Below are 13,302 nucleotides of genomic sequence, written 5' to 3'. Positions count from 1 at the left end.
CGTGTCAACACTGGGATTAATTGATATTGGTGGGACGAGTATTAAGTTTGCGATTTGGCAAGATCAGGCCCTGGTTGCGCATCACGCGGTCCCTACGCCAGCGACTAAGGACGACTTTATGACTTTGCTAACGACGGAAGTTAGTCAAATGAAGACGCAAGCGCCCATTACCGGTGTCGGAATCAGTTCGCCGGGGTCGGTGAACAAGCGAACCGGTGAGATTGAAGGCGCGAGCGCCATTCCGTATATTCACAACTTTCCGATTCAGGCGGAATTTGAAGCCCGGTTTAAGTTGCCGGTGACCATTGAAAATGACGCTAACTGTGCCGCTTTAGCGGAATTAGAGAGTGGCGCGGGTCGAGGTGCCGATAGTCTAGCGTTACTCATCATTGGGACCGGTGTCGGTGGTGCGTTGATCTTTAATCACCAGGTTTGGCACGGTGCTCACTTGTTTGGCGGTGAGTTCGGCTATACCAAAGTGGATGACCGGGGGACGCTCAGTGAACTTGGGACGATTCCCAATGCAATCAAACGCTACTTGGCCACTACTGATAAGCAGTTGGCAACGCCGTTAACGGGTGAGGGGTTATACGCGCTAGCGGCTAAGGCGGACTTGGATGCGCAGCGGGAACTTAAGACGATGTACGCGGCGTTAGCGCAAGGTATTTTCAACATTCAGTATAGTTTTGACCCCGAAAAGATCGTCTTGGGCGGGGGAATTTCAAATAATCCGCAACTGATTCCCGGGATTGAGCAAGCCTTAGAGGAAATTTATCGACAAGTGCCAATTGCGACGTTGAAACCCCAACTGGTCCTGTGTCAGTATACGAGTGAAGCCAACTTACGGGGCGCTGCGGTCGATTTTGAACAGTCAGTAAACTAGGAGGATTTTTCAGATGATCACTTTTCCAAAGGACTTCGTTTGGGGTGCCGCAACTTCTGGACCCCAAACGGAAGGTAACTTTCATAAGCAACATCAAAATGTCTTTGATTATTGGTTTGCGACTGACCCGGATGCGTTTGACAGTGGGGTTGGCCCGGATTTGGCGTCGAACTTTTACAATGACTATGAAAATGACCTAGCTTTAATGGCACAGGCGGGAATCAAGGGGGTGCGGACATCGATCCAATGGACGCGACTGATCGATGACTTTGAAACGGGCAGCTTAAACCCGGATGGTGTGGCGTTTTACAACCACGTGATCGATGCCATGTTGGCGCACCATATTAAACCGTATATCAACTTGCATCACTTTGATTTGCCGGTGGCCCTCTACGACCAGTACGGTGGCTGGGAATCTAAGCACGTGGTTGACTTGTTCGTAAAGTTCGCGGAACAGTGTTTCAAATTATTCGGGGACCGGGTCGATGACTGGTTTACGTTTAACGAACCGAAAGTCGTGGTGGACGGCCAGTACTTGTATGGTTGGCACTACCCATGTTTGAAGGATGGGCCCAAGGCGGTGCAAGTGGCTTACAATATGAACTTGGCCTCGGCCAAGGCCATCGCCAGTTTTCGGAAAATCTGTCCGGATGAAACGAAAAAAATTGGTATTATTTTAAACTTAACGCCGGCATACGCTTCGTCAGATGATCCGGCGGACGTTGCGGCCGCTGAATTTGCCGAACAGTGGTCAAATAACCTCTTCTTAGATCCAGCAGTTCTGGGCCATTTCCCGGAAAAACTAGTTGAAACGCTCGCACACGACGGGATCTTGTGGGATGCCACACCGGAAGAACTGGCGATAATTGCGGCTAACCCGGTGGATTACCTCGGCGTGAATTATTACCATCCTTTCCGGGTGGCGCGTCCAGATATCAGCCCGAAGAGTTTGCAACCATGGTTACCAGACATTTACTTTAAGGAATACGCCATGCCTGGACGGGTCATGAACGTGGACCGCGGTTGGGAAATTTATCCACAGGCGATGACGGACATTGCGATTAACATCCGCGATAATTACCATAATATTCCCTGGTTCATCTCCGAAAACGGGATGGGCGTCGCCGGTGAAGAACGCTTTATGACGGACGGGGTGATCCAAGATGATTACCGGATTGATTTCATGAAGGAACATCTCAGCGCGTTAGCTAAGGGCATTGACGCTGGTTCGAATTGCCAAGGTTACTTTGTCTGGACCGCAATCGATTGCTGGTCTTGGAACCACGCGTACCACAACCGCTATGGCTTGATTCGCGATGACATTCATACTCAGACCAAGACGCTGAAAAAGTCAGCGGGCTGGTTCAAACAACTGAGTGAACGTGGGTCATTTTCGAAATAATGATTAAAGGTTGAAATTTCGATGTCCGGTTGTCGCTGATGACATGCGGTCGTGGGACCGGGCCTAGCCTGAGGAGCGGTCTAGCCCCTCGCCCGGAACACTTGCCAAGGACGCAATTGTCCCGGACTGTCCGTGGTGTAAGGGTGGCAAAAAAGCGCCACCCTAACACCACCTTCACGACCGATGTTATCAGCGCCAACCTCCGATTATTCAATGAATGTTGAGCTTATAACAATAGTAATAACGGATCCGGGAAGTGTTGGTGTGCTTCAGACCGTACCTTGGATGAAACCGTCCTTCATAGGACATCAAGGTTACCTGGCGGAGCAACTCATTAGATAATAATCTCAGGCGTGTTGACGTAAAAGGAGAAAACATGAAGACTAACTTGACTGAACTAGTGGCGCGGGTCGATGCGTACGCGGCCAAACAGACCTTGCCCACTGAGCAAACCACGGCTCGCTTGCGGACCTTACTCAGTGATGCGCTGGCCAAGGCAACGACGGCGGAGGCGGATGGCACATTCTTCGTCAAAACCGGGGACATTCCGGCGATGTGGTTACGGGATGCGACCTTTCAAGTGTTGCCTTACGTTAAATTGATCAAAACGATTCCAGCGTTAGAATCGTTTTTAGTGGGCGTTCTGCGGCGGGAGTTACGGTACGTGCAACACGATCCGTACGCCAACGCCTTTAATCAAACGGCGTCGGGCGCGCACTGGAGTGAAGATGATTCTGACGTAGCCGTTTCTGATTTAGTTTGGGAGCGTAAATTTGAAATCGACTCGTTGTGTGCCCCGCTATTCCTAGCCTTAAAATTACGGGAGAACACAACGCATACGGATTATTTGGATGATGAATTCTGGCAAACACTTGATGTCATCGTGACGGTTTTTGAAACGGAACAGCATCACGATCAATCACCGTACTACTTCAAACGGGTTGATTGCCCCGCCAATGATACGTTGACCAACGATGGTCGGGGAACGCCGGTGGGGTACACCGGAATGATTTGGAACGGTTTTCGACCGAGCGACAATGCTTGCGAGTACGGGTACCACGTCCCGTCAAATATGTTCGTGGTAGCCGTTTTAGAACCACTTCTGCCGTTGATGCCAACACAATTTTCGTCTTTGAAGGCCCGAATTGAGCAACTGGTTGCGGCCGTTAAAGCCGGAATTGCGACGTATGCCGTGGTGACGCTACCGGGTGGTAAACGCGGTTACGCCTACGAAGTGGATGGCCTGGGTCACCAAAAGTTGATGGATGACGCCAACGTGCCGAGCTTATTGTCATTGCCATTTATTGGGTATACCAATATCGACGATGAATTATATCAACACACCCGCGCGTTCATTTTAAGTGCGCAAAATCCGTACTATTATCAAGGAAAAGTCTTGGCGGGCATTGGGAGTAACCACACGCCGGAAGCCTACGTGTGGCCGATTAGTTTGGCGATGGAGGGCCTTACCGCAACTGACCAAGCCGTCAAAGTGGGGCAATTAGAAAAAATTGCAGCGACCGATAACGGGACGGGGCAGTGCCACGAGAGCGTTAGTGTTGATGATGCGAGTCAATACACCCGCGATTGGTTTTCATGGGCTAACATGACTTACTGTGAATTAGCATTGGATGTTATTGAAGTTTAACGGAAACTAAAAACGCCTTTCAGAAAATTTTCTGAAGGGCGTTTTTAGTCTTAATTTTAACGTGCGTGATGTTGCGCAATGACTCGGTTTAGCGTGATGGTTGTGAGCAGGGCCAGTCCGGAGAAGACGGCACCACCCAGTCCAAGTTGCTTGAGACCTGAATGGGCTAAAACCATGGAAGCGGCTGCGGAACCCACTGAGATCCCAACGTTAAAGAAGATGGCGTTGAGTGACGACGCCAGCAAGAGTGCTTGGGGATAGTCGGCCTCAGCAACGTCCAAAAAGTGAATTTGAATCGGTGAGTTAACGACCGAAATCAGTAAGGTCAAAATGACCAGTATACCAAAGCCCGTTAGCTGGTTGTTCATTGCAAGTGGAAACAATAATAGCAAAACGATATCAATTAAATAAAAGCGCGGCATAATTTTTAAGCCACGGTGTTCAGCGACCGTGCCGGACAAGCGGTTCCCCATGATACTAACTAAACCGATGACGAACAACAACCAGTTGAGTGCGGTCGTGTTGAAGCCGAGTCCCGTCGTTAGTAGCGGGCGAATATAAGTGTAGTAGGCGTACATGGCCGCGGCTGAAAAGAGGATCAGTAAGGCACCTAGGTAGATTCGTTTGTCCGTCAATAAGACGAGTTGATCCTTGATGCTACCCGGGGTTTGCGGCAAGTGTCGTGGGAGCAGGCAAGCCATCACGATGACGGTCAGCAAACTGAGTACTGAAATCAAGTGAAAGGCGACGTGCCAACTAGTGGCCGTACTGATGGCGGTACCGATTGGAACGCCTACGACTGAGGCGATGCTGAAGCCGGCGGCAATCCAAGAGATTAGCATCGCCCGTTTGTGGCGGGGCGCAATGTCGTTTGCAAACAGGATAACGAGGGATTCGATGGCGCCAGCAACCGCTGCGGTCAGCATTCGGGACACTAAAAACCACCCATAGCTGGTGGTGAAGCCACTCCAAGTATTTCCGAGCAAAAAGATGACCAGTAAGGTCATCAGCGTTTTATAGCGGCTAAAGCGGTTGGATAGAATCGTAATCAGCGGCGTGCTAACGGCATAAACGATGGCAAAAATCGTGACGAGGTATCCCGCGGTCGCTACGGTGACGCGCAGTGAGCGTGCGATATCTGAAAGGACCCCGACGACCATAAACTCGTTACAGCCCAACATAAACGTTACTAAAACTAAGGCACTTGCCTGCCACCGATACTTTGTCATGAAAAAAACTCCCAATCTTTTATAGGTTGTTGTCTAAAGGTTGAAACTTAAATTTAAGGATTAGTTACCGTTGCATCAATGTCTGGACCAACAAAATTAGCTGTTTATAAGCTATTCCGGTCGCAACTGATGACATCGGTCGTGGGACCGGATCTAGCCTGGGGATCGGTCTAGTCCCTCGCCCGGAACGATCTTTGAATGACAGCTGTCCCGGACTGTCCGTGGTATAAGCCCGGCAAAAAAAGCGCCGCGCCAACGCCACCTTCACGACCGATGTCATCAGTTGTGTCCTCCGATTATCTGATGGAAATAACAATAGTAAGATTATTCTGCCTGACGAAGCGATGAAGCATCCTATTTTTTTATCGTTAACCTTTGATATGACAACGATTTGTGTCTGATTTAATGCTTTCAACCTTGAGTTGTTGTCTAAAAAGACGCTAAATCAACTTTATCATAAATGGCAGTTTAAATTAGGGCATTTGTCCAAACGGAAGCAAAAACCGTGTTTGTAGACGAATGGTCCACAAACACGGTTTTTATTAGGTCATCGGATTAGTTGGACGATGGTAGGCCCACGAGCTCTTCGGGACGAACGGCGGCGTATAACGAAAACGCCCCGTCCAGATTCTCGACGGTGAAGCCGTGTTGACGCAAAATACGTTCCGCCATGTAGCTCCGTTGACCACTGAAACAGCTCACAATGTAGGTTTGTTTAGGATCGAGTTCACCTAAGCGGGCGCGGAGCTGTTCTAGTGGAATGTTGATGGCGTTTTTAAAGTGTCCCGCTGCTAGCTCATCCGCGCCACGAACATCTAGAAGTTGTTTGCCAGCGGCTAGTGCGGCGGGCAAATCGTACCACTGGATATTCTTGCTGAGGCCCTCTACCAAGTTAAGCGCCGCGTAGCCGAGCATATTGACTGGGTCCTTAGCAGCGCCGTACGGGGGTGCGTACGTTAATTCCAGTTCCGGTAGGTCGGCAACCGTTAAATGTCCCTTGATGGCGGTCGCAATAATGTCGATCCGTTTGTCGACGCCGGCTTTGCCGATCCCCTGTGCACCGTAAATTTTGCCGGTATCCGGACTGAAAATCAATTTGAGCGTGATGGGTTCACTTCCCGGGTAATAGCTGGCGTGGTCCATCGTACGGGTGTGAACGACTTGGTAAGGTAAGCCAAGTTGTTGGACGGCCCGTTCGTTTAGGCCCGTGGAAGCGGCGGTCAAATTAAAGACGCGGACGATTGCCGTCCCGATACTACCGCGGTTTAAGCGGTTGATACCGGCAAGGTTGTCGGCGACTTGCCGTCCTTGGCGATTAGCTGGCGAAGCGAGGGCAATCAAGGCTGGCTGACCGTCGATCTGTTGTTTGACTAGGATGGCGTCCCCAATCGCGTAAATGTTAGGATCACTAGTTTGATAGTGGTCGTTGACAACGATTCCGTCACGCCAGCCAAGTTTTAAGCCGGCTGATTTTGCGAGCTGACTGGCGGGACGCACACCGATGGACATGATGGTCAGATCAGTATCGATGGTCGTTTCATCACTCAGAATGGCGGTGTGACCGGCGTTTTCAAAACTAGCGATGGCGGTTCCAGTAATGACTGTGACGCCGTTTGTTTGGAGCTCAGTTTTGAGGGGCGCGGCCATTTCTTCATCTAGCGGTGGTAAGACGTGGGGTGCCTGTTCAACGAGCGTGACGGCTAGGCCGCGCAAGCGCAAATTTTCAGCGACTTCCAGTCCAATAAAGCCACCACCGACAATGAGGACCCGGTGATGATCAGTATTCTGAACAGCCGCCATGATCTGATCAAGGTCGGGAATGTTGCGAAGCGTGAAGACGTTGTGGGCAGCGTCAATTCCGGGAAGGGTCGGCACGATGGGCTGCGCACCGGTCGCAAGCACGAGTTTGTCGTAAGCAACGGTTTCAGTCTGATGGGCGTGTTCGACTTGAACTTGTCGTTGTTCAGGTGAAATTGCGGTCACCTTGTGATTAGGATAAACGTCGATATTGAAACGCTCGTGAAGTTGCGCGGGCGTTTTTACAATTAATTCGCTACGTTCCGCAATTTCTCCCGATAAGTGGAAGGGAAGACCGCAGTTGGCAAATGAAACGAAGGGCCCCTGGTCGTAAACGACAATTTCAGCCGTTTCATCTAAGCGTCGTAAGCGGGTCGCGGCGGACATGCCACCAGCAACGCCACCGATAATAACGTACTTCAAATAGATCACTCCTTTGAATAAGTAGGAAGATATACCAAGAGCGTATGGTTTTTGGTGGGGCAAGTCAACTGATTAAGCTGGACGTTAATCGCTTTGAATGATTTAGCGTGTAAATACTTGGAGTATGCGGGCTTGGTCGCAATTTTGAAATGGGGTAGCCTAAAGTCAAAATGATTTAGTTTTGGTGGTATACTGTTGATGATGGACGAAGTTAATGATGTTAGCATATTATTTTTCTAATGAAGCGGTGTCCGAGACGGTTGTGCAATAAAGAGGGGCGTGTATTTGGAATGGGAAAAAATAATCAAGGGTTGTTTCAATCTGACCAGGTAACACATTATAAAATGTATAAAAAAGGGCGTTATTGGCTGTTCGCGGGGATCGTACTGGCGACAATGTGGCAAGGAAGCTTGCTGGTTCAAGCGGATGAAGTGAATCCGGCTGAGAATGGCACTGTTAGCCAAGTTACACCGGGAGCCGTTTCAACTGAAAAACCAACAGTGACACTAAAAGAGGAGCCAGGCAGTCAAGCATCGAATGAAAATGTAACCGCTGCCATCAGCGATCAAGATCAGCTTCACAAAACGGTTAGTCAGTCAGAGCATCAGGCTGACCAGGATACGTCACAAGCGCCAAAGCCACAGGATCCCAGTTCAGCAACACCTGTGAAATCGGAGTTAAAGGTCGAATCTCCGGTAGCTGAGATAGGTGAACAATCCCCGGATAAGGTGGTTGAACCGAAACAACAAGATGCGGAAAATGGTCAACCAGAAGTACCGGCTCAAGAACAGTCAGCGGGCCCAACTAATCCGGCACGATCAAATTCAGAAGAACCCGCAACGCCAACAGCTGATGGACAGCGGCCCAATGAAGTGGTCGAAGAAGAAACAAAGGGTGCGGCGACCGGCCAATCAGAAGCGCCGATGCAAGAACAGCCAGCGGAATCAATGACTACGGAAGAACTGAGCTCGACGGTGTCAGGAGCAACTAACGAACTGTTAGTACCAGTTGATAACTTGACTGATGCGGGTGGCATGATGGCAAGTATGCTGAGAACTAGTAAGGCTAGTCGATCGCTAATGGATGCGGCTGAACCAGTTGTTACCGAAGTGGCAACTGGGAATGTCTGGGGCGGAACTAGTCAGTGGACGTTAAACAGCGATGGGGAGTTGCACATTGGTGCGGGGACATTCGGAACCAGTCCAGGAGATGTAACGTTACGACCATGGGAGGGCTACACCAGTCAGGTAAAATCGGTTATTTTTGATGGCCCATCTGTTGCGGAAAAAAGTCTGTATGGGTTATTTAATGGGCTAGCGAACGCAACGACGTTTACACACCTTGACTACCTGGATACTGAAAAAGTTACAGATATGTCGTATGTATTTCAACAAGATGTTGCATTGAAAACCCTTGACCTTAGTGGTTGGGATGTCAGACATGTTACTAATATGGACTATATGTTCAATGGGAATCAGGAGTTAACTAGCCTAAATGTAGCTAATTGGGACACTAGTAGCTTGGTCAGTGCGCAGGGAACTTTTCGCTATTTGTGGAAATTGAAATCGTTAGATGTTTCAAAATGGGATACTAGCAAACTGCAAGATCTTGGTGGAATGTTTAGTGGTTCAAGTATAACTGATCTTGATGTCTCGAGTTGGGATACTAGTAGCTTCACAAATGTAATGAGCATGTTCAACGGAACTGAAAATTTGACTAACCTTGATGTCTCAAATTGGAATACCAGCAATGTAACCACTATGGAGATGATGTTTTCTGGTTCTGGTGTGAAAAATTTAGATTTGCATAAGTGGGATGTGCGTAATGTTCAAAAAGTGATTAAAATGTTTGGATATACTAGTATGGATACATTAAATATCAGCGGCTGGAACTTAGATGCTGTAACTGACCTACCTAAATTGTTTGGCGATAATCCGTATACGGAAACATATAGTGGTGTTGTCAATTTAAACGCTAGTAATCTGAAATTCAATAAAAATATAACTAGTTTAGCGTCTCTATTTACACACTTAACAAGTTTAAAAACCATCAATATCAGCGGCTGGGATCTAAGCAATATTACTGATCTTACGGACCTCCTTGCCAACGATACGGCTCTCGAAACGATCATTGCCGATAATTGGGATTTAAGTAACTTTAAAGAAATCAAGCCGTTATTTAGTGGCTTGGATAATCTGACCACCGTTTCAGCTCAAAACTGGAATTTACCACAGCTAACAGATTTGATGGGACTTTTCTCGGGGTATCAGAAGTTAGCCAACGTGGACGCCAGTGGTTGGCAAATTGACCACGTCACCAGCTATAAGGATATGTTCAGTAACTTGCCTAACTTAACGGATGTGAACGTGTCAGACTGGCAGACTAGTCAAGTCACGGATATGAGCAACATGTTCGCTAACGATGGATCACTATCGACGCTTGACCTATCTAGTTTTGATACGTCATCGGTCACCACGTTAGCGGACATGCTTGCTGGGACGGACCAATTGAGCAAATTAGTGCTTGGTGCTAAAACCCGGTTGACGGTGAATGGCACTAGCGTTAATTTACCAGCCATTGTTGCGGATCCCGATGTATACAAGGGCAATACGGGTTATTGGATCAACTCTAAGTATGACCAGTTTACGTCTAAGGACTTACTAAATTTGACTGACCCTGCCGTTTTAGCGGATACGTTTGTGTGGCAGAAGAACCTTAAATCGTTAACCGTTAAAGATTCGGTTCTTGATCAAACCGTGCCAAATCAATGGCAGCCAGCGGATAACTTGGTAGCTGGGACTGATTTGAATGGGCAAACCTTATTACTTAGTAAGGTCACTTCTATCGGGACTGTGGATACGACAACGCCTAAGACTTATACAGTGACGTACCAGTATAGTGATGCGGTGGGGCAGCCGGTCACGGCGACTGCGACGATTCAAGTCATTGCCAGTAAGGTGGCCGTGACGGCGCACGACACGACCCTTACGCAAAATCAAAAATGGACCGCGCGCGATAGCCTCGATGGTGCTTTAGAGTTTGACGGGCAACCAGCGGATCCGGAACGAGTCGTCGTGATTGACGCTGACAAAGTCGATCTGACAACTCCCGGGACGTATACGGTGACGTATCAATACACTGATGTTAACGGCAATCAGGCCCAAAAACAGATCACGGTAACCGTTGTGAAGAGTAAAGTTGGGATTGATGCTAAGGATGCCACTATCGTGCAAGGTCAAAGTTGGACGGCACAAGACAGTTTTGTACAAGCCCAGACGTTTGATGGCCAACTCATGACTGATTTTAGCCAAGTAACGGTGGTTGGTGCCGATAAAGTGGATACAAAAACTCCTGGAATTTATCAGGTGACTTACAGCTATACGGATATCTACGGTAACGTGGCAACTAAGACAATTACGGTAACCGTTATGAAGAGCCAAGTTGGGATTGATGCTAAGGACGCAACTATCGTGCAAGGACAAAGTTGGACCGCGCAAGATAGTTTTGTACAGGCCCAGACGTTTGATGGCCAACCCATGACTGATTTTAGCCAAGTAACGGTGGTTGGTGCCGATAAAGTGGATACAAAAATTCCTGGAACTTATCAGGTGACCTATCGTTATACGGATATTTACGGCAATGTGGCGACTAAGAAGATTACGGTCACGGTTATCAAGAGTCAGGTCGGAATTTCGGTGAAAGATACAACTTTAGTGCAGGGACAAAGTTGGACCGCGCAAGACAGTTTTGTGCAATCCGAGACGTTTGATGGCCAACCCATGACCGATTTTAATCAGGTGACAGTGGTTGACGCTGACAAAGTGGATACTAAAAAGCCGGGTGCTTATCAGGTGACTTACCGTTATGCGGATATTTATGGCAACGTAGCAACTAAGACAATTACGGTCACGGTGGTTAAAAGTCAAGTTGGCGTTGTGGCCCACGATACGACGATTGTCCAAGGCCAAAAGTGGGCCGCGGAGGATAGTTTTGACCGGGCGGTAACGTTTGACGGCCAGCACGTAACTGATTTTAATCAAGTGACGGTAATTGACGCTGACAAGGTGGATACTAAAACTCTTGGAACCTATCAGGTCACTTACCGGTACACCGATATTTATGGTAACGTAGCCACGCAAACGATTAATATTACTGTCAAGACTAGTCAGTCTAGCTTGTCAGTTAAGGATGCGGTGGTAAAACAGGGTGAAACTTGGACACCAGCGGACAGCTTTATCAGTGCGGCGGACGCGACTGGTCAAGCAGTGGGGCTAGATTACATCACGGTAACGGGTGCTGACTTGGTTGATACGTCGAAGCCGGGAAGTTATGCTGTGAGCTATCGGTATACCGATGCGTTTGGCAATCAAGTGGCGAAGACGGTCACGATTACCGTAGTGGCGGATAACAGTACTGGTGATGGCGATAATGGCGGGACGCCAACAGAACCGGATGACAACCATAACGGTGATGGCGGTAATGGTGAGACACCAACAGAACCGGATGACAATCATGACGGCGATGGCAATAATGGTGAGACGCCAACAGAACCAGATAATAGTCATGACGGCGATAGTGATAATGGTGGGTCAACAACTGAGCCGGGTAATTCCGGCACTGATGGTGACAGTACTGACCATCCTTCAACGAGTGGTGATCAGTCAAATGACAGTCGTCAGAAGCAGATGAATCCAATCACGACCGTTGTTGTAGCGGATGGAATGCAGAGTAAGCCACAGCCCGTGCCACTGACGAAACAAGCCCCTGTTAATACAACGGCTGAGCTACCAAAGACTAGTGAAAACACGACCAGTTATGCAGCAATTACCGGCACCATTATGATGGGAATGCTGGGATTGGCTGGCTTCTTTGGTAAGCACCGGCATGAAGAACCATAAAAATTAACGGCAAACGGTTGAAGCGGATTATGCGAAAAAACGGCCTAGTAAGATTATTTGTTATCTTACTAGGCCGTTTTTTATGTGCCCTATTTGAAGCTGGATAAATATTGATGAATTAACCCAATCTTCGGGCTATCCTTTTGAAAAATAGCTTGAATCCGATAGTCACTAGTTTGATTTTTGAGGGATTTGAAATTGATTTTATCTGCTAGTGGAACCGCAGTAAGCCCACCTGGGTAGTGAGCAATAGCGGTATCGGTGGCAACTAGTAATTGCATTTGTTCAATACTAGCAATCCGTTTGGTTGTAAAGGAATTATTGGACAAGGGTAAGGTTGAAGCAAAACCGTTACGAATATAGTCGGATTCTTCAGGACTGTAATAGAGAATCGGGTATTCCGTCAAGACGTCAATGGGTAAAGCATCACAGTTGGCGTACGGATTCATTTGGCTAATCCCAATTTTAATCTGATTTTGATAAACCGTTTGCTTGGTTAAAGTGTCACCCAATAAATCGTCAATGTGACCATAGTCAATGATATACGCCATATCTAATAGTCCGGCGATGGTGTCAGAAATTAAGTGTTCCACGCTTTCTTCGCTAACGATTAGGTTGACCTTCATGATATGATCTCGTTTGATTTTCAGAATTTGATTAGCTAGTAGGGTACTTTCAAACGGGGAAAAGTAGCCAATCTTTAAATCTTGGTACTGATTTTGCTGTTGTTTTTGAATGTTATCAATCGAAGTGTTGAAATTATTAACTAAATCGCGACTTTTTAAATAAAACTCACGCCCAGCATGGGTGACGGAAATCTTGTTTTTCCCCCGTGTAAAGAGTTTAAAGTCCAATTCGTTTTCCAACTGATTAATACTCTGAGAGACGGCCCGTTGGGAAATAAAGTTCCGCTGGGCCGCTTTTTGAAAACTACCTAGTTCGATAACATCGATGAAAAGATTGATTTTTTTAAACATCATCATAACCACCCGAAGTTTTTCTTCTACTGAGGACAATTCTAC

Annotated in this window: 7 protein-coding genes; 4 read left to right on the top strand and 3 right to left on the bottom strand. The window is 47.8% G+C overall.

All coding sequences use genetic code 11. The features are described from left to right. Window position 1 precedes the first annotated feature (1 nt). The 3 genes from IV64_RS04635 to IV64_RS04625 all read left to right on the top strand — a co-directional run bounded on the left by IV64_RS04635 (window position 2) and on the right by IV64_RS04625 (window position 3,933). Window positions 2–883 (top strand): ROK family protein, encoded by an 882-nt coding sequence (locus IV64_RS04635; protein WP_057705977.1) that lies wholly within the window; start codon window positions 2–4, stop codon window positions 881–883. Window positions 884–896: 13 nt separating this feature from the next. Beyond that, window positions 897–2,285 carry a glycoside hydrolase family 1 protein gene (locus IV64_RS04630; RefSeq protein WP_057705976.1) on the top strand — a complete coding sequence of 463 codons (1,389 nt, stop codon included), beginning with the start codon at window positions 897–899 and terminating at the stop codon, window positions 2,283–2,285. Between the two features lie 376 nt (window positions 2,286–2,661). After that, on the top strand, window positions 2,662–3,933 hold the full coding sequence (locus IV64_RS04625) for a glycoside hydrolase family 125 protein (protein WP_057705975.1): 1,272 nt from the start codon (window positions 2,662–2,664) through the stop codon (window positions 3,931–3,933). A gap of 56 nt (window positions 3,934–3,989) precedes the next feature. On the opposite strand, the gene IV64_RS04620 is transcribed toward IV64_RS04625, so the two are convergent. Next, window positions 3,990–5,162 carry an MFS transporter gene (locus IV64_RS04620; RefSeq protein WP_057705974.1) on the bottom strand — a complete coding sequence of 391 codons (1,173 nt, stop codon included), beginning with the start codon at window positions 5,160–5,162 and terminating at the stop codon, window positions 3,990–3,992. A gap of 555 nt (window positions 5,163–5,717) precedes the next feature. Continuing rightward, window positions 5,718–7,382: an FAD-dependent oxidoreductase gene (locus tag IV64_RS04615; RefSeq protein WP_057705973.1), complete on the bottom strand. Its 1,665-nt coding sequence runs from the start codon at window positions 7,380–7,382 to the stop codon at window positions 5,718–5,720. A 290-nt stretch (window positions 7,383–7,672) separates the two neighbouring features. Between IV64_RS04615 and IV64_RS04610 the strand changes: the two genes are divergently transcribed. After that, the gene (locus IV64_RS04610) at window positions 7,673–12,280 is read left to right on the top strand and encodes a BspA family leucine-rich repeat surface protein (RefSeq protein WP_057705972.1); all 4,608 of its coding nucleotides are present in this window, start codon (window positions 7,673–7,675) and stop codon (window positions 12,278–12,280) included. Window positions 12,281–12,369: 89 nt separating this feature from the next. Here the strand turns inward: IV64_RS04610 and IV64_RS04605 are convergent, their stop codons facing one another. Further along, complete coding sequence (locus IV64_RS04605) at window positions 12,370–13,257, bottom strand: LysR family transcriptional regulator (protein ID WP_057705971.1); 888 nt, start codon at window positions 13,255–13,257, stop codon at window positions 12,370–12,372. Window positions 13,258–13,302 lie beyond the last annotated feature (45 nt).

Source organism: Lactiplantibacillus xiangfangensis, assembly GCF_001438845.1.
GTDB lineage: Bacteria > Bacillota > Bacilli > Lactobacillales > Lactobacillaceae > Lactiplantibacillus > Lactiplantibacillus xiangfangensis.
The sequence above is the reverse complement of the archived record's forward strand: the minus strand, read 5'-3'. Positions and strand labels throughout refer to the sequence as shown.